An 18,132-nucleotide genomic window follows, 5' to 3' on the forward strand; every position below is an offset into this window, starting at 1 on the left:
TCTTTCCTGCGAGTGTTTGCATGTGAGATCTCCAATTTTTCTGGCGACGAGTTTAGCACAACTGGATATCTCATCGCCCACGCAAATCTGGTGAGAAGCGAACCCATATCAAACTGGCGACGATAAATCTTTGCCGACAAGATAAAATGGACAGCGCAGAAGGTGGATGAAAAGTGCAGTATTGATTGTGCAAGATACATATTGATGAACTACTTGATTACATAAAATGCAAATATGGAACGAAAAAAGCACAAGTCGGGTTCGATTTTCGCTGTTTATTTTGTGCAATAGGTGCTCACTTATCCAATAGAGCTGCCTAATGACACTGAAAACCTTGCCCAATGAATCCATGCCAAGAGAGAAACTTTTGCAACGAGGGCCACAAGCGCTGTCGGATGCCGAATTACTTGCGATTTTTCTGCGCACAGGGACGCAAGGCATGAATGTAATAGAACTGTCGGATTTTCTTATCCAAGACTTTGGATCACTGCGCCAACTGTTTTCCGCATCAGAGAACGAGTTTTGCCAACATAAAGGATTAGGGCAGGCTAAATACGTGCAGTTACAAGCTGTTCTCGAGATGACGCAACGCTATTTAGCCGAAACTTTAAAGCGTGGCGATGCATTAACCAGCCCAGAACAAACCAAACTTTATCTATCCTCGGTATTAAGAGATCGTCAACGAGAGGTGTTTTATATTCTTTTCTTGGATAACCAGCATAGAGTGATAAAAGATGAGATTTTGTTTGAAGGCACGCTGGATGCTGCGTCGGTTTACCCAAGGGAAGTGGTCAAGCGAGCCTTACACCACAATGCCGCGGCGTTGATTTTGGCCCACAACCACCCGTCTGGTGTGGCTGAGCCGAGCCAAGCTGACAGAAGGATTACCCGGCGTTTGATTGATGCTTTAGCCCTAGTGGATATTCGGATTCTGGACCATTTTGTTATTGGAGATGGCGAAAGCGTCTCTTTTGCAGAGAGAGGGTGGATATAGCTGTGTATTTTTTAGGTTGTTAGTTGCTAAAAATCTGCTATCATCCTCGCCACTAAATTTTTAACTGAATTCAGCTTGGACTGCTTGAAAAAACCTGCTGTCTAAAAAAAGATCACGAAAACCTGTAAAAAGGATCTGTTCGGGTCTTGAGCAATGCATATCAAGTTAGTATAATGCGCGACCTTTGATAGCCTTGTATGGATTTTCCATAGCGGTTCTTAACCTCAAACTTCTTTCCAAGAAATAGAGAGGTTCGGCCACCAAGGTTGATATCGAGCTGAAACGATTTTGGAGAAGACATTCATGTCACGAGTATGCCAAGTAACTGGTAAGCGTCCAGTAACGGGTAACAACCGTTCACACGCACGAAATGCTACTAAGCGTCGTTTTCTGCCGAACCTACAAACTCATCGTTTCTGGGTAGAGAGCGAAAAACGTTTTGTTAAACTACGCCTTACTGCAAAAGGTATGCGCATCATCGACAAGAAGGGTATCGATACTGTTCTTGCTGATATCCGTGCACGTGGCGAAAACGTTTAAGAGGAAATAGGCAATGGCAAAGAAAGGCGTTCGTGAGAAAATCCGTCTAGTATCTTCAGCAGGTACTGGCCACTTCTACACAACTGATAAGAACAAGCGTAACATGCCAGGCAAATTTGAGATCAAGAAATTTGATCCAGTAGTACGCCAGCACGTTATGTACAAAGAAGCTAAAATCAAATAATTGGTTTTTTCTCTTTGACTATTTAAAAACCCAGCTTCCGAGCTGGGTTTTTTTATAACCTAAAACGAGTAAACCCTCGCTTTATCTCTCCTTTCAAGCGTTTCGATACCGAGGTTCTAGTCAAGATTGATGAGCTTTGATAGTTTGTCTCTAACTACTTGAGATTAGGAGTCATTATGCGTGTAACCCCGGCTCGCCGTCGGCGTTGGAACAACATTCTTATCCTAGGCATCATCGCTTTTATGTTGATCCTCAATGCACCGACTTGGATCAAGACTTATCTTGTCGATGAACAGGTGGATCCGTATCCCAACTTATTGCGCTCCGATCATGATGTCAGTGCGATTTATTATGCTGGATGGGAGTTAGACAAACAAAATGACCGATGGCAATCGAACATCAAAGCCAATATCCCCGCAGAAGAGATTGTGACACGCTGGCAGTCATTGGAAGGGACCGAGTTGACCTCAGAGCAATATCAACAGTTAAAACCGCGCTTGGCATCTCCAGAAAGCCTTGAAATTTGGTATCAAGGACTTGATGAGCCTCAGCGAGTCACTTTTTACCGTCTTGACGATTTTTGGCTGTTTAAAAACTGGCAGGATAAATGGATTGCGATTTCTGTTGATGATCATTACATCATGCCCAAGTAGCCTTTGCATAACTTGCATTTGTGTTAACTTTTTTCGATTATGCTAGCCATCTAATAGCAGAATTCCCAGTGTTATAAGGAGCACCAAATGCCTGAATTACCAGAAGTTGAAGTAAGCCGAATGGGCATTAGCCCGCACATGGTAGGTGAGACGATCAAGGCATTTGTATTTCGTACCCCCAAGTTGCGCTGGGACATCCCTCAAGAACTAAAAAAGCTTGAAGGGCAGGTGATTCTTAATATCAGTCGCCGCGCTAAGTATCTGTTGATTGAAACAGACGCAGGAACTGCGATTGTGCATTTGGGCATGTCAGGTTCACTACGTGTGCTGGATGCGGACTTTCCTGCGGCGAAGCACGATCACGTTGATCTCAAGCTGAGTAATGGGAAAATACTACGTTATAACGATCCGCGTCGATTTGGCGCATGGCTTTGGAGCGCGCCAAACGAATCTCATGCAGTGTTGGGCCATATGGGGCCTGAGCCTTTAACTGAAGAATTCAACGCGGACTACGTGGCAGAGAAGGCCAAAGGTAAACGTGTTGCGGTTAAGCAGTTCATTATGGACAATAAAGTCGTTGTCGGAGTCGGCAACATCTACGCTAACGAATCTTTGTTCAAAACCCATATTCATCCTATTCGCCCGGCAGGTAAGTTGACCATGAAAGAGTGGCGGTTGTTGGTGGAGAACATCAAAGCCACGTTAGAGATCGCTATTCAGCAAGGTGGAACCACACTCAAGGACTTCGCTCAAGCGGATGGTAAACCGGGCTATTTTGCTCAAGAACTTCAAGTTTATGGCAAAGAGGGAGAGCAGTGTCCTGAATGTGGTACGATTATCGAATCCGTAAAGATAGGGCAGAGGAATACCTTTTTCTGTCCTCAGTGCCAGCAATAATTCTTCGAGGGAAGTAGAACAAATGACCAGTTTTCTAGACCATGTGTTTGTTATTCATGTTAGCGAGGGCTACGAAGAACGCAGGCAACATATTGATAAGCACCTTCCTGAAAAAGGCCTGCATAACTATGAGTATATGCTGCGTGGTGATATTAAGGATTTGACTTCTGAGGTGAAAGCTAAGTACTTCCAAGAGAACGATAAGCTACCCGAATTATCCTGCGCTTATAAACATATTCTCGTTTACGAGGAGATGGTTAAACGTGGCATAGAGTGTGCTCTTGTGTTAGAAGATGATGCCTTTTTAGCCACTGATGCTCTGACAAAGCTTCGCCTTGTTGAGCAAGAAATGCGTGATGAAGTAAACTTTATTATCAATATTGAGCACAGTAATCGTTCTGTGCCTTTTAAAGTGAAACAACCCGGAAAATTATGTTATTTGGCTTCTCATACTAAACGCTGTGGTGGGTATATTATCCATCTAGAGGTTGCGAAGAAATTTGTGGCTTTCTTTGACTCTAATCAAACAGGCTTGCCGATTGACGCTTTCCAGACGCATATGCGAGATATTTTGAATTACAATACGTTTTGGATGGACCCCCCTGTTGTTTTTCAAGGGAGTAAAAATGGCGCATTTGAAAGTGAATTGAGCCAAAGAAAGAAAAGTTATCTGACGAGGCTGACCTCATTTTTTCGTGACAACTATCAACGTTATGTCGTGACTAACTTGAGCAAAAAGCGTCTGGCAAGTTTTGAAAATGTAACAAGACACTGAGTAAAACCAATGAAAGTTATTTATCCAGGCACCTTCGACCCCCTAACGAATGGGCATCTAAACTTGATCGAACGTACCCATGAAATGTTTGATGAAGTGGTGATTGGCGTCGCGGCAAGCCCTTCAAAGAACACCATGTTTACATTGGAAGAGCGGGTTGCTTTGATGGAAGAGGTCGTGGCACATTTATCCGGTGTAACAGTAAAGGGCTTTTCTGGGCTGCTGGTGGATTTTGCTCGTCAAGAACAAGCCAAGGTGCTGATTCGTGGTTTAAGAACAACGGTCGACTTTGAGTATGAGTTTGGGTTGACCAACATGTACCGTAAGCTGTTGCCTGGGATCGAGAGCGTATTCCTCACTCCAGAAGAGGAGTTTGCCTTTTTGTCCTCGACCATAGTACGTGAAGTTGCTATCCATGGTGGCAGCATTGAGCAGTTCGTTCCTGAAGTGGTTGCTACGGCAATCAAGAAGAAAGTAGATGAAAGACAGTAAGTTCCCTTATTATTTCTCAAATGCACTCTCGATGCTGATCCCAGGTTTTGTATATCGAGCACAAGCCAAGCGTTTACTCGCGACTCTAACGGAAACCGAGAAGCAGTACTGCCTTGAGAGAGTCAATTATTACAACAAGTGTGAGCGCTCGTTTGCAGTCAATAGCCAAGAGCCGGATTACGCTAAGATTGGCGAATTTAAAAAAACAAAAGGTTGGACGTACTTTTTCGACACACGGCAGGTCATCCGCTATTTTTCGCCTGAGTTTGCATTCAACTACCTCAATGGCGATGTGACGCATATTCCTAGCGTGCCAAGCTTTATTAAAAGTCGCCCTATCCATGATGAGAATCATAACTCTGTCGTTTTAAAGCTGAATCAGGTGCGTCACTTCAAATTTGTTGATGACAAGATACGCTACCAAGATAAGAAAGATATGACGGCATGGCGAGGTGTTGGTTTTCAACCGCATCGTCAAACAGTCATTCATGCTTTCTACGACCATCCACAGTGCAATATTGGTCAGACTCGACCTCAAGAGGGGCAGCCTTGGGAAAAAGGCTTTATGAGTATTGAGGAGCAACTGCAATACAAGTTCTTGTTGTGCATTGAAGGCAACGATGTTGCAACCAACCTTAAGTGGGCAATGTCTTCGAATTCATTGGTTATTATGTCCAAACCTAAGTACGAGACTTGGTTTATGGAAGGTAAGTTAGAAGCCGGTATCCACTATGTTGAAGTGAAGGATGATTACTCGGATTTGCCTGAAAAGATGGACTACTATTTAGCGAATGAGCAACAAGCATTAGCGATCATTGAGAATGCACACCAGTGGGTGGAGCAGTTTAAAGATAAACACAAAGAGCGTTTGATCTCATTGATGGTTGCCGATAAGTACTTTAATTTATCTCAACAACAGTAAAAAGGGACGAAACGCCCCTTGTTTTGTCGTGTAAGCTTGGTTCTGTAGTCTAAGTTTCTAGAAATTGGTCAACGCCGTTATTGCAGCGCTTGAGCTTGTTTTTAATGGTGTCATCCAAAATCTGATCATTTTGCCCCAATGACGCCCGCGAATTTTCTACGTGGTATAAGTGGTAGCCCACACCTGAAAATTTTAGATAAAGGCGTGATTTGCCGGAGTTAAGCATACGGTGAACAAATTCACTGTCTTCACGTCCCCAACCGACAAAATCTTGGTTAAAGCCATTCACCTCAATGACATCTTGTCGCCAAAACGCCATATTGCAGCCGCGAGTCGCCTTATCGTTGTTGCGTTCGTATGAGAACCAGTTCGACAGCAGCGAGTTTGTGATGCAGTTCTTGCGGTTGCGGATCCCTTTGCTAAACACAGAAGGAACCAGACTGTCTTGCATAATTGCACGACTGCATGCCTCATCGGTTAGCACTCGACCGCCTTGAACAAACCAATTTGGCTTTGCCACGCGGTTGTGGGATTCGATAAAGGTCTGAGACAACACCATGTCGCCATCAATCATGATCAGGTAGTCACCAGATGCTTTGGCGATGGCACGGTTTCGGCTCATCGAAAGCTGGAAGCCATTGTCCTCATGCCAACTGTGTATCAATGGAACAGGGAAACCAGCACGCACTTGGTTAATCATTGCCTTGGTGTCTTCACGAGACCCATCATCTGCGACAATGACTTCATCAGGCAAAACGGTTTGGCGCTTAACACTCTCTAACACGGACTTTAAGGCTTCTTTCCAGTTATAAGTGGTAATAATTAAAGTCGTCTTCATTGTTTTTTTGCCTGCTCGCGTAAGTATAAGTCGATGTATTTTACGAAGGTAGAATGCATACTCAACCATGCAAGTATGAAGCCATACTTGCCGTCTAGGAAACCAAGTTTAAGAATATACATTTTCAAAAAGCTGGCCAATGCATGAATGATGGCGGTACTTAAGCCAGCTTTCTTGCGGCCTTCTCGCTCATCTGTCCAAGCCTTTAGGTAACCTGTGGTTTTGTTGATGTAATGATGGAGGTGTTCGTAAGTATAGTGGTGCAACCTGCCTTCCAGCTTCTTGATTGCAAAGCCTTTATCTTTGACCTTTTCATGTACTAGAGCGTCATTGTAATGGGTATCGCTGGTGCGATAGAGACGAACGACCCAATCTGGTGACCACCCCGAGTGATAGATAAATTTTCCAAACGCGGCACTCAGACGGTTCACTTTATATAGTGTGTTTGGCTCATTGCTCTCGACAGCCTGTAAAATACTTTCTTTCAGCTCAGGTGTGACTTGTTCATCAGCATCTAACCAAAGTACATAATCTGCGGTCACGTAATGTTGAGCGAGTTGGCGCTGTTTGCCAAACCCTGGCCACTCTGTATTGGTGTAAAATTTATCCGTGTATTGTCTGGCGATTTCTTCAGTGCGATCGGTACTGCCTGAATCAAGAAGGACAATCTCATCAGCCCAACCTTGCACTGTGTCTAGGCAAGCCTGCAGGTGCTTCTCTTCATTTTTGACGATTAAGGCAACGGCTAAAGTGGGTTTAGACAAGTTGATTTCCTTCTTAAACAACATTTTATAGGGGAGTTTACTGGTATTGAGGATACAAATCTTCTACAACTTGATCAAACATAGCGATGACATCCTCACTCTTGATTCGGTCCATGGCTTTTTCGTCTTTTGCTCGTGTTCGCCAGCTGAGTGCTTGGCTGGTTTTTCCTGTTTCTGCAAAAATGGCTTCTTCATACGCGGAAACCGCATACTTTAAATAGTGATAAGGGCCAACACGCGCAGGATTATGATGAGCATATAAGCCAATGATGGGAGTTTGCATTGCATTTGCCATGTGTGCTGGGCCAGTGTCTGGGGCAATCACCATCTCTGCTTTATCAATCAACGCCAGCATTTGCATAATAGTGCTTTCTCCGACCAAATTTAGGCAAGGTTCTGTCAGCATAGATTGAATGTCTTTGGCTAAGTCGACTTCTACTTTTGCCGGGCTACCAGCTAAGATGACGTTCCAACCTTTTTCTCGCGCATGATTGATCACATCAACATAGCCCTTCGCATTCCAGTTTTTATAGGCCTTGCTTGCACCAGGGACCAATAATAGGTTGGGTTTCTCCACCTCCAGTTTTGCCTCTGCCCATTTACTGTCTTCACCAGAATACGACAAAGACCAGGAGAGTTCAGATTGAGGGACGCCAATGTGATGGGCAAACGCCATTAAACCATCCGCAACATGTAAAGCGCTTGGTGAAGGCACTTTGACATTAGTGAACAAAGTTTGAAAGTCTTGGCTACGGTCAGAAGAGAAGCCGAGTTTGTATGTCGCGTTAATGCCTAACGTTGCCACACTTGCTCGAATGGCATATTGCATATGAAGCAGAGCATCGAACTTGCGCCCTTTAAGCTGCTTCCACAATGACTGATAGCCTTCAAGCCCTGCTTTTTTATCAAAAACAATCACTTCAACGCCATTTATTGCTTGAAGCAGTTGAGCTTCAAGTTTGCCAGTAATCCAAGTGATACGAGTGTTCGGCCATTGTTTTTGAATCGCTTGAACCGTCGCGATGGTATTACAAACGTCGCCAATCGCGGATAAACGCAATATACAGAGTGAAGCAGGGGCAGAAGTGAACATAGTTATTGTCTGATAAGATGAATAAGTGCAGGTAAATTATGCAGACATCGCCAATAAATGTAAAATATAGCGCTTCTATCTTGAGTACTGACGAGCCCACATTCATGCCAAAAACAAAACAACACCAATCATTGAACTCAGGTAAACCTGGTAATACGGGTTTGACGCGCGTAATTAAAGCCGCGGGATACTCTGCACAAGGGCTGAAAGCGGCGTTTAAACATGAAGCAGCGATCAGGCAAGAGTTAGCCCTGCTGGTACTCGCACTTGTATTGGTATGTGTATTTGATTTGAGTGTTGTCGAGCGTATTCTTATGTTAGGCGTTGTGGTTTTGGTGTTTATTGTTGAACTCATTAATTCAGCTATCGAGGCGGTTGTTGATCGAGTGGGCATTGAACATCACGAGCTGAGCGGGCGAGCAAAAGACATTGGCTCAGCCGCTGTGATGGTCGCGCTGTTTTTTGCTGGCTTTACATGGCTGTACATTCTTATCAGCCACTACTTTTTATAAAAATTAACGGCAATTCTCGATATGACTCAAAGTTATCAACAAGGCAACAGCATGATTTGGTTTGATGATGAGATCATCGCTGACCCAAGCCAAGCGCTGTTTGATGAACAATATTGGCAAGATCAAGATAAAGTGGTGGGCAGTGCAATTGGCCGTGGTACCACATGGTTTGTTCAACTTGATGCCATGCAGGCCGCTCTGCGTCATTACCGTCGTGGTGGTTTGTTTGGCAAATTGGTTGAAGATCGCTACTGGTTTACCAGCTGGGAACAGACACGAAGCCGACAAGAGTTTAACTTGCTCAGAGTATTGCTAGAATCAGGTGTGCATGTCCCTCGACCGATTGCCGCACGTGCAGTTAAAACGGGCTGGACTTACCAAGCGGATCTTTTGAGTGAACGAATCCCCAATGCCAGAGACTTAGTCAGTATTCTGCGCGAAAGCCCCTTACCAGAACTGATGTATCAGAAGATTGGGCAAGAAATTGCCAAGATGCACAGCGCCAACGTCAATCATACTGACTTGAACATTCACAATATCTTAATTGATGACCAAGAAAAGGTATGGATCATCGATTTTGATAAATGCTGCCAGCAACCGGACGGTGATTGGAAGCAGGGTAACTTGAATCGATTAAAGCGCTCATTTCTGAAAGAGTTGAATAAACATCAAATACATTGGCAAGAAAGCGACTTCACCGTGCTTGAGAAGGCGTACTCTTTAAGTCGTTAGGTGCCAACGAAGAACAATCAAAAATTTAGACTTGGCAATCTTAGTAAGGTAAACCAAGTGGCGAAGTTTAAGCGCACATTTAACTACAATTAAACAAGATTTCTCGTGCTTTAAGTGAGCACACCATTAAGCAGGTAACGTTCATAATGAAAATACTAGTAACTGGTGGTGCTGGTTTTATTGGCTCGGCAGTCATAAGGCACATTATTCGTGATACCCAAGATTCGGTTATTAACCTAGATAAATTGACATACGCTGGCAATTTAGAGTCCCTAGCAGAAGTGGCGGATAGCGAACGTTACCACTTTGAGCATGTTGATATCTGTCAACGCAACGAGCTTGAGCGTGTATTTGCTGAGCATCAACCAGATCTCGTGATGCACCTAGCAGCGGAGTCTCATGTAGACCGATCTATTGATGGACCAGCTGCATTTATCGACACCAATATCATGGGGACGTATTACCTCCTTGAATCGGCACGTCAATATTGGTCGAGATTAGATGAGACGCGTAAAGCGGTTTTCCGTTTCCATCATATTTCTACCGATGAGGTGTATGGTGACTTAGCAGGATCGGAAGATTTGTTTACTGAAACCACATCCTATGCTCCGAGCAGCCCTTATTCCGCCTCTAAAGCGTCCAGCGATCATCTGGTGCGAGCGTGGCAGCGAACTTATGGCTTTCCTACGTTAGTAACCAACTGCTCAAACAACTACGGACCTTATCATTTCCCAGAGAAACTGGTCCCACTGATGATTTTGAACGCTTTGGCTGGTAAGCCGCTGCCTGTGTATGGTGATGGTAATCAAATCCGTGATTGGTTATTCGTCGAAGATCATGCTCGCGCACTCTACAAAGTCGTGACAGAAGGTGAAATTGGCGAGACCTACAACATCGGTGGACATAATGAAAAGGCGAATATTGAAGTAGTAAAAACCATTTGTTCATTACTTGAAGGGTTGCGACCAAACAAACCTGCCGGTGTCGAGTCCTATGAATCGTTGATCACGCACGTGAAAGACCGGCCCGGCCATGATGTTCGCTATGCCATTGATGCAACAAAGATCGCCCAAGCACTTAACTGGACGCCAGAAGAGACATTCGAAAGTGGAATTCGTAAAACCGTTGAATGGTATCTAAATAATCAGCAATGGTGGCAAAGTGTCCTTGATGGTTCATACAGTCCAAACGATTAGTGTAGCGCTCAACTCATTGTTGCTGCCAAAGATGCCAGTTTTAAGCATTTATAACTTGGGAGAAGGGATATTCCTTTTATGTCGAATGTTATAGAAACTTTGTCTGAGTTGGCGATAGAGTCGATATGCCTCGACATTAACTTTATTTAAACAGCTAATCTTGCCTTTAATCTTGCGAATTCCTATGGTCGAACAAGTATCACTTCTAGCGACTAAATTGGGGGAATAGCTGACAAGGGTTTGGCCTGTGCGCCATTCATTATCAATAAAATCATCCACTGGCTCAAAGAAGCCTTGCAATATTGATAAGTATTTATTGGCGACTTCAGGGGTAATGGCATACGCTGAGTTGCCACAAGCACTTTCTGCACAGGATACCAGTGAATATGTGTCATCCAGTACGGCTACTTTTGTATACTTTCTTTCAAAATAGTTCCCTAGCTTCACAATACCATATTGAGAAACGAGACTATTAATATTGTTTAACTGTGCTTTTAAGTCGCCATACAGCTTAATGTTATCTTCAAAAATTAGGACAGGTTCATTAATCTTTACGCAATGTCGCCAAAGGTTAATTTGGCTAGCAAAGCAGCCAAGCTCGGGGGTTGTCAGCGTATAACCTTTATACTTTAGGGTTTTAGAAGCATCATAGAGCGAGTATATTTCATGCTCTGGATTGTCAGCAATGTCCTCACCTTCAAAAAATTCAAAATCAATACCTCGGAGCAGGTTTGAAACGTGCTCACGACGATCGACGGAACGTTTTAAATTTATTACAAAAATTTTCATAATTTACCACTAAGTATACGTAACGACTTTTCAACCGCGCATGCATGATTTGCAAACCAAAGTTTCAGTGCATTGTTCCTCTCTATGATGCATTCTTGTGAATCCATGGCTTGTAAAATGTATTTTGAAAGGGAAGCGTTAGATGAACAAATATCAATACCATTAATAGAGATAAGCTGTTCTACGATCTCTTTGAAATTATAATAACTCGGTCCAGTAATAACAGGAACCCCCAAAGCTACAGGTTCTAGCACATTATGACCACCGACTTTCTCTCCAATTAAGCTGCCACCCATAAAACAGGCATCTGCAGCCCCCATGAGTACTAACATTTCGCCCATGGTATCACCAAGGTAAACCTGAGTTGAGCTGGCCACATTTTCTTGTGCGGTTCTACGAACTGTGTCTAAGCCTTGTTGCCGACAAAGTTGGTGTATATCATTAAAACGCTCAGGGTGGCGAGGGACAAGGATCAAAAGTGTGTCAGGGCGCAACGCTAACACGGTTTTATGTGCTGCCAAGACTTGTTCGTCTTCGCCTTTATGGGTGCTTGCGGCAATCCATATTGGGCGATGTTGACCGAGTTCTTGGCGCAGCACGGTACTCTTTTCTCTCACATCATCCGAGATTTGAATATCAAATTTGATAGAGCCCGTTACGCTCAATTTGCCTTTATCAACGCCCAGTTTCTCAAATCGGTTTGCATCTGATTCTGTTTGGCAAAGGACTTGGGTAAGGCAGGGCAACATGAGATTAAACAAGGGCTGAACTTTGGTATAGAGATTAGATGATTTTTCAGATAGGCGAGCATTGACCACACTGATCGGGATGCCAGCCTTATGGACCTCGTGTAACGTATTTGGCCACAGTTCTGTCTCTATGATCAGCATTTGCTGTGGTTGTGTAGCTTTCAGAAAGCCTTTTACGGTAAAGCCAAAATCGATAGGCATATAGCGATGTTCGACCAAATCACCAAGTTTCGCAATTTGTTCTGCACCCGTACTGGTTGTGGTGGTGACCAAAATGGGTTGGGCTGGATTTTGTTCCTTCAGCGCTTTAATCAAAGGCGTCGCAGCAATGCTCTCACCGACAGAGACGGCGTGTATCCATATTGGCTGCTTGCTGCTGGCTAATGTTGGTGTAATACCAAAGTGCTCTTTCCAACGCTGTCCGAATTTGGGCTTGTTTGGTTTAGTTTTATATAAGCCAAACAATAAGAAAGGTGAAGCAACCATGAGTAAGAGAGTATAGAGAATACGGATTAACATGAGCCAACAGCGATCGCTTCTAGTTTTTGAATACTGGCCAAGACTTGTTTTGGAGATAACTCGGTCAAACACTTCAAATGCTTAAATTCACACTCACGCTTAAAGCATGGCCGGCAGTCAATATCGGTATGAACAATCTCCACTTTCTCGGCTAGCGGTGGCGTGTACTTGGGTGATGTTGAACCGTACACAGCAACAACGTTACAGCCGACAGCTGCCGCCACGTGCATTAAGCCCGAGTCGTTCGCGACGACAGTCTGACATGCGGCCAGAAGATCAACCGCTTCAATCAGGCTGGTTTGCCCTGCCAGAACATGAATCTGATGCTGATGTTCCTTAGGGACTAATTGCTTAATGTTATTGCAGGTTTCGAGATCTTTTTGAGAACCAAACAACCATGCCTGATGTCCAGATTTCGCCATTTGAGTCGCTACTTCTGCATAGTGAGTTTCCGGCCATTTTTTCGCGGGACCGAATTCCGCCCCTGGGCAGAGCCCAACGACAGGGGAATCTTGGTTGAGCTCAAATTTAGATATCGTTGCGCTCTGTTGTTGTTTATCGATTGACAGGCTAGGGCGAGGTAGTGTTTCTAAACCGCCGAGAGAAGAAGAATCGATCATCTCCGCTGGCGGATATGCCAATGCCACATAGCGCTCAACCATAAATTGGAAAGACTTCATATTTGGGCGCAAGTCATTAAGTAGACCGTAGCGCATCTCGCCTTTCCAACCTGTACGGAGTGGGATATTTGCAAACCAAGGAATTAGAGCAGATTTTGCCGATTTGGGTAGGATGTAGGCGTGGTCATACTGCCTTTCTCGCAATGATTTGCCGATTTCACGACGACCAAGTAAGTTGAATTCACCATGGCCGATCGGCATTTCTATCGCTTGATGGATCTCTGGCATTCGCTCAAGAATGGGTTTACACCAACCGGGTGCAATCACATCAATCTGGCATTGTGGATGATGCTGCTTTAAAACAATGTACAGTGATTGTGACATCACCATGTCACCAACCCAAGAAGGGCCAATAACTAAGATCTTTTTCATTTTTCTACTTTCCAGTCACTGTTATATCTTGGCTTAAACAAATTGTAATAGTTATTGCCATTTTCTTGCGAGTGCAGCAATTGTAGTACCCACATGTATTGCTCTGGCTTATTTGCAACAAAGTATTCAATCGCTTGGTTACAGGTGCGAGCATCTTGTTCTTCGCCTTTGTCCAATTCAAACGCTGGCAAGATTTCGATGTCAAACGACCCATCTTCTGTATTCATAGCGGCAAACATAGGTAATACTTTAGAGCGTGATAGCTTGGCTATTTTTCCAAGGCCCGGTAGCGTGGCTTTTCGAGTGGCAAAAAAATCCACGAATACGCTGTGTTCCGGGCCGTGGTCTTGGTCTGGTAAGTAATAACCAATATAGCCATCCCGAATAGACTTCAAAAATGGCTTAATGCCGCCAGCGCGTTCATAAACTCGACCACCATATTGAACGCGTTGCTCGTGCATTAACCAGTCGGCCACTTGGTTTTTCTGTTTTTTTGCCATTGCAGAGACGGGCATCCCCATCGAAGCAAGCAAAATCGCCGGAATATCAATTGCCCATGAGTGCGGGACCATCAAGATCACTTTTTCATCGTTCTCGATGTGTTTTTTCAGTATGTCTAAACCACGGATCTGACAGCGTTGTTGTAACCATTTAGACGAGCGTAAGCTGAGTAAGCTGAAACGGAAAAAGAATAACGCTGCGGTATAAAGCGTTTTTTCAATCAATGCTTCGCGTTGTGCAAATGATTTCTCTGGAAAGCAGAGTTCAAAATTGACGCGAGCTCGATGAGCTGGCCCTTTGTGCGATTTTGCCAGTTTCCTCGCAATGGTTTTAGCCAACCATTTTTGAGCTGTCAAAGGTAATAGCGCAAGCGGCAAAGAGAGGGCAACCCCTAACCAAGAGCCCCAATACTTTGGCGCTAATAAGCTGCGCTCAAATTCAGGGTGATAAGCTTTAGGATCGAAATCATCACGTTGTTCAGTCATGAAGTTTTAAGTACCTATATTTTGCCGCGAAGCAAGTGGAGAGATATGGAAATGATACGCTTAAAGGCATCAGAGTAAAGGTGGTAGGGTATTCACTACCACCTTTGAAGGGAATTAGCGGTTTTGAATCGCTAGGTATTCAGCAACGCCTTCCGCTACCGTTTTGAATTCGACATCACAACCTGCAGCACGTAGCTTGGTTAGGTCGGCTTGAGTGAACTCTTGGTAAGCGCCTTTTAGATGCTCTGGGAACGGGATGGTCTGAATTTCGCCTTTACCGTGGTGGGTCACGACGGCATTTGCCACTGCTTCGAATGACTCTGCATTCCCAGTACCACAGTTAAAAATACCCGATACGCCGTTTTCAAAGAACCACAGGTTCACTTTGCTGACATCACCCACATAGATAAAGTCGCGCTTGAATGACTCGCTGCCCGCAAACAATTTAGGGTTTTCGCCAGCATTGATTTGGTTATTTAAGTGGAAGGCGACCGAAGCCATGCTGCCTTTGTGATCTTCACGCGGGCCGTAAACGTTGAAGTAACGGAAGCCCGTGATTTGAGAAAGCTGTTCGCCATGCTCTTCTGCATCTTTCCAAAGACGGCGTACATAGTTATCAAATTGCTGTTTCGAGTAACCGTATACATTTAGTGCACCTTCGTACTCACGTTCTTCCACAAAGGTGTTTGTTTCGCCGTATGTCGCTGCCGATGACGCGTATAGGAATGGGATGTCACGTTCTAGACAGTAGTGAAGCAACTCTTTTGAGTATTCATAGTTGTTTAGCATCATGTACTTGCCATCCCACTCGGTCGTTGCAGAACAAGCGCCCTCATGGAAAATGGCGTCAATCGTACCGAAGTCATCACCTGCCATGATTTGGGAAAGGAAGTCGTCACGATCCATGTAATCAGTGATATCAAGATCAACTAAGTTTTTAAACTTCTTGCCATTTTTTAGGTTGTCGACAACCAGAATATCGTTAATACCTGCTTCATTCAGAGCTTTAACAATGTTGCTGCCGATCATGCCAGCACCACCAGTTACGATGATCATAAGACTTCCACCATAGGTTAATATTTTCTCAGGAAGTTTAGCAGAGTTAAGCCTTTAGGCGCTAGTGCTAGGCAAGGCTGTTGTCATTAAGCAAACAAAAAGGAAGCCGAAGCTTCCTTTTTGTCACTTTATTACTGTATCACTCTAGTACGCATCATATCACTTGTGCAACCTGATTGGTTTTTCGATTACTTTTCATTCGATGCATTAGGACGTTGGAACCAAGGGTTACGTTCATCCGTTAGCTCAATCAAGCTGTACTTGCGACCGAGTTTCTGGCCGCCATCGCGCGTTAACGGCTGCCAGTTAAAGTTTGCCCGGTTGTTGCTTGGTTTCACCGTCATGATGTCGAATGGAATGGAAATATAGAAGCCTTTAGTAAAACTCCCTTCACCAAACTCATCGGCAGACAAGTCACTGACCGAGGCAAATGCACCAGCGATGACCCCACTCTTAAACTGCTTAGACACGTTGACTTGCGTACCGACATCACCCGCTAAGAACTGGCCCACATCAACCTGAATCATCAAATCTTGTAAAAAGTCCCATTGAGGGTAATAGTAGCCAGAAACAAAGCCAGTAAAGCCCTTATCGACTACTTGGAATGGACGGCCGTATTTAGGAATGTTTTGCCACTTCTCATCGTAAACACCAAAGTAGCTTTCAGGGTCACGTTGAGATACTAAGTTTACATCCGCGCCTAGCGCCCAGTTTGCCCCTTTCGGGCGGTATAAGAACTCGGTACCCACACCCGCAAACATGCTTTCTAAGTAACCAGCATAAAACTGCTGGTCCATTGTATCAGCGTACTCTTGGAACCAGGTTAACTGCAGGTTGGACATAGTGACCGCGTGTTCATTCTGATAGGCACGGAACATGGTTCGTACACGAGGAACGCTGGTGCCGTCTGGCGGTGTGACGTAGTTAAACTTATCGTAGTTGTTGTACCAATCCCAGTACAAGGAGCCACCAATTTCAAGATTATCTGTTAGCCAGTAAGAAGCATTGCCGCTCAAACCAACACTGAACAAATAGAAATCTTCTGGGTTACCTAAAGTCTGTGCCAGTTTTGGCGCAAAGCCCCAATCAAAACGTTCAAAACCGTCGTGAACGGGTTTGCCTTGTGGCGTATCGCTTGATGTGGAAATCGTATCTTCAATGTTCGGTTCAACGTAATTGACTTGGGCGAAGTTACGGTACTTTTCTCTCGAGATGAGCGTTTGATCGCCGATCAAACCACGACTGCGTTCATTGATGGTGAAAGTATTAATGTCGCTTGGCATCTCGTTGTATAGAACCGCCGCTGCTTTCTCATGGGCTTCGTTGCGATCACGGTATTTCTTTTGTTCGCCGACAACAGAGACGGTGTTGTTATCAACATAAAGCTGGGTGTTTTGGTAGCCAGCGACTTTGTCTAGCTCTTTGGTGACACGTTCCCAATCGACATCGGACAGTTGCTCTGGCTGTTTCTCTTCCACTTCTGGTGTTGGAGTGTCGCGCCAGAAAGATGGCATCTCGTTGAAGTTTGTGTACAGACTTACGCCAGCAACCAGTGTATCACCACGCTCATAACTTAAACGTAGATCGGCCATGTTACCCAAGCGATAAAGCATGCCCAGATTCCAAGGAGTGTGAGGTGTCATATCGACGCCACCACGTACCACAGGGAAATCTTCGCTGTAGTCATTGCTGTCGTATTCAAGCTTGAAACGCAGTGGAGCATACAGGGTTTGATATTCTACACCGCCAAATAGCGCCGCCGAGCCTTTAAACCAGCGCTCAAAATCGACGCTACCACCATTACCTTTAAAGTCCGAAGGGCGTTCACAGAAACTGTCTGATAGCTTACAAGCCGGATTGCTGATGTTGCCGCGCGTACCTAGGTAACCCCAGCCCAGCCCTAAGGTAAAATCGAAACTTCCTAGATTTGGATTGGAATAGCGTTTTGTCGCGGCAACAAATTCACCGTCAAATAGGCCCGTTCCTGCAAAATCACGAATTCCCACAGAGAGTTCTGGTAAGTATTCGGATTCTTCAAGTAAGCGAACTTTAAAATCGATGCCTTTGTCGGTGTACTTGGTATCACCAGAAAAACTCGGGTCATCACTATAGAAAAGGTCATTCACCATGGTGTAGCGAATGGTGGTTTCTAGCCAAGGCATGACTTGCAAGGTCACATTGTAAAACAGGTACTCGTCGCTGCCGGTTATCGCAAAGTTAAATTCGCCTTCTGGTGCCATACGGCCCGTTGGCATTTGCATTAAGCCCACGCCGCCAAAGTCCATTTGTGAAGCTTGCAGCTGCGGTGCCTCAAAAGGCATGTCTTGAGCCCAAACCATCGCTGGACCGATTAAAGAAAGAGATAAACTGGTTCTTATCAGGTTCATAT

The 18,132-nt window shown here is 44.6% G+C and carries 20 protein-coding genes; 11 read left to right on the forward strand and 9 right to left on the reverse strand.

The genetic code is table 11. From position 1 onward, the window contains the following. Positions 1-319: 319 nt before the first annotated feature. The 8 genes from radC to AND4_RS15445 all read left to right on the forward strand — a co-directional run bounded on the left by radC (position 320) and on the right by AND4_RS15445 (position 5,457). Positions 320-994, forward strand: a complete 675-nt coding sequence (gene radC / locus AND4_RS15410) for a DNA repair protein RadC (protein WP_009843903.1) — start codon at positions 320-322, stop codon at positions 992-994. A 303-nt stretch (positions 995-1,297) separates the two neighbouring features. Further along, a complete protein-coding gene (gene rpmB, locus AND4_RS15415; protein ID WP_005467944.1) occupies positions 1,298-1,534 on the forward strand; it encodes a 50S ribosomal protein L28 in 237 nt (78 codons plus the stop codon). 13 nt (positions 1,535-1,547) lie between these two features. Continuing rightward, a complete protein-coding gene (gene rpmG, locus AND4_RS15420) occupies positions 1,548-1,718 on the forward strand; it encodes a 50S ribosomal protein L33 (RefSeq protein WP_004410866.1) in 171 nt (56 codons plus the stop codon). A gap of 176 nt (positions 1,719-1,894) precedes the next feature. Continuing rightward, positions 1,895-2,371: a hypothetical protein gene (locus tag AND4_RS15425; protein WP_009843904.1), complete on the forward strand. Its 477-nt coding sequence runs from the start codon at positions 1,895-1,897 to the stop codon at positions 2,369-2,371. A gap of 87 nt (positions 2,372-2,458) precedes the next feature. After that, the gene (gene mutM / locus AND4_RS15430; protein WP_009843905.1) at positions 2,459-3,268 is read left to right on the forward strand and encodes a bifunctional DNA-formamidopyrimidine glycosylase/DNA-(apurinic or apyrimidinic site) lyase; all 810 of its coding nucleotides are present in this window, start codon (positions 2,459-2,461) and stop codon (positions 3,266-3,268) included. Between the two features lie 22 nt (positions 3,269-3,290). Further along, positions 3,291-4,043: a glycosyltransferase family 25 protein gene (locus AND4_RS15435; RefSeq protein ID WP_009843906.1), complete on the forward strand. Its 753-nt coding sequence runs from the start codon at positions 3,291-3,293 to the stop codon at positions 4,041-4,043. A 9-nt stretch (positions 4,044-4,052) separates the two neighbouring features. Continuing rightward, complete coding sequence (gene coaD / locus AND4_RS15440) at positions 4,053-4,535, forward strand: pantetheine-phosphate adenylyltransferase (protein WP_009843907.1); 483 nt, start codon at positions 4,053-4,055, stop codon at positions 4,533-4,535. After that, positions 4,522-5,457 (forward strand): glycosyl transferase family 90, encoded by a 936-nt coding sequence (locus AND4_RS15445; protein WP_009843908.1) that lies wholly within the window; start codon positions 4,522-4,524, stop codon positions 5,455-5,457. The genes coaD and AND4_RS15445 overlap by 14 nt, the downstream gene beginning before the upstream one ends. A 49-nt stretch (positions 5,458-5,506) precedes the next feature. Here AND4_RS15445 and AND4_RS15450 read toward each other — a convergent pair whose 3' ends face one another. From AND4_RS15450 to AND4_RS15460, 3 genes are read right to left on the reverse strand one after another with little or no spacing between them, the layout of a single operon-like run. Further along, entirely contained in the window at positions 5,507-6,295 is a 789-nt protein-coding gene (locus AND4_RS15450; RefSeq protein ID WP_009843909.1) for a glycosyltransferase family 2 protein, read from the reverse strand. Beyond that, a complete protein-coding gene (locus AND4_RS15455; protein ID WP_043991760.1) occupies positions 6,292-7,059 on the reverse strand; it encodes a glycosyltransferase family 2 protein in 768 nt (255 codons plus the stop codon). The genes AND4_RS15450 and AND4_RS15455 overlap by 4 nt, the downstream gene beginning before the upstream one ends. A 37-nt stretch (positions 7,060-7,096) precedes the next feature. Continuing rightward, on the reverse strand, positions 7,097-8,152 hold the full coding sequence (locus AND4_RS15460) for a glycosyltransferase family 9 protein (protein ID WP_009843911.1): 1,056 nt from the start codon (positions 8,150-8,152) through the stop codon (positions 7,097-7,099). Positions 8,153-8,256: 104 nt separating this feature from the next. Between AND4_RS15460 and AND4_RS15465 the strand changes: the two genes are divergently transcribed. From AND4_RS15465 to rfbB, 3 genes are all read left to right on the forward strand, one after another. After that, the gene (locus AND4_RS15465) at positions 8,257-8,664 is read left to right on the forward strand and encodes a diacylglycerol kinase (RefSeq protein ID WP_009843912.1); all 408 of its coding nucleotides are present in this window, start codon (positions 8,257-8,259) and stop codon (positions 8,662-8,664) included. Positions 8,665-8,685: 21 nt separating this feature from the next. Further along, positions 8,686-9,396: a 3-deoxy-D-manno-octulosonic acid kinase gene (locus tag AND4_RS15470; RefSeq protein ID WP_009843913.1), complete on the forward strand. Its 711-nt coding sequence runs from the start codon at positions 8,686-8,688 to the stop codon at positions 9,394-9,396. 146 nt (positions 9,397-9,542) lie between these two features. Continuing rightward, complete coding sequence (rfbB, locus tag AND4_RS15475) at positions 9,543-10,592, forward strand: dTDP-glucose 4,6-dehydratase (RefSeq protein WP_009843914.1); 1,050 nt, start codon at positions 9,543-9,545, stop codon at positions 10,590-10,592. Positions 10,593-10,640: 48 nt separating this feature from the next. Here the strand turns inward: rfbB and AND4_RS15480 are convergent, their stop codons facing one another. From AND4_RS15480 to AND4_RS15505, 6 genes are all read right to left on the reverse strand, one after another. Beyond that, entirely contained in the window at positions 10,641-11,381 is a 741-nt protein-coding gene (locus tag AND4_RS15480; protein ID WP_009843915.1) for a glycosyltransferase family 25 protein, read from the reverse strand. Further along, complete coding sequence (waaA, locus tag AND4_RS15485) at positions 11,378-12,649, reverse strand: lipid IV(A) 3-deoxy-D-manno-octulosonic acid transferase (RefSeq protein WP_009843916.1); 1,272 nt, start codon at positions 12,647-12,649, stop codon at positions 11,378-11,380. The genes AND4_RS15480 and waaA overlap by 4 nt, the downstream gene beginning before the upstream one ends. Then, on the reverse strand, positions 12,643-13,701 hold the full coding sequence (gene waaF / locus AND4_RS15490) for a lipopolysaccharide heptosyltransferase II (protein WP_009843917.1): 1,059 nt from the start codon (positions 13,699-13,701) through the stop codon (positions 12,643-12,645). Before waaF ends, waaA begins: the two co-directional genes overlap by 7 nt. After that, positions 13,698-14,687: a lauroyl-Kdo(2)-lipid IV(A) myristoyltransferase gene (gene lpxM / locus AND4_RS15495; RefSeq protein WP_009843918.1), complete on the reverse strand. Its 990-nt coding sequence runs from the start codon at positions 14,685-14,687 to the stop codon at positions 13,698-13,700. The genes waaF and lpxM overlap by 4 nt, the downstream gene beginning before the upstream one ends. 114 nt (positions 14,688-14,801) lie before the next feature. Continuing rightward, positions 14,802-15,743, reverse strand: coding sequence for an ADP-glyceromanno-heptose 6-epimerase (gene rfaD / locus AND4_RS15500; RefSeq protein WP_009843919.1), 942 nt, complete (start codon positions 15,741-15,743; stop codon positions 14,802-14,804). A 188-nt stretch (positions 15,744-15,931) separates the two neighbouring features. Beyond that, positions 15,932-18,130, reverse strand: a complete 2,199-nt coding sequence (locus tag AND4_RS15505) for a YjbH domain-containing protein (protein WP_009843920.1) — start codon at positions 18,128-18,130, stop codon at positions 15,932-15,934. Positions 18,131-18,132: the final 2 nt, after the last annotated feature.

Source organism: Vibrio sp. AND4 (assembly GCF_000171815.1).
GTDB lineage: Bacteria > Pseudomonadota > Gammaproteobacteria > Enterobacterales > Vibrionaceae > Vibrio.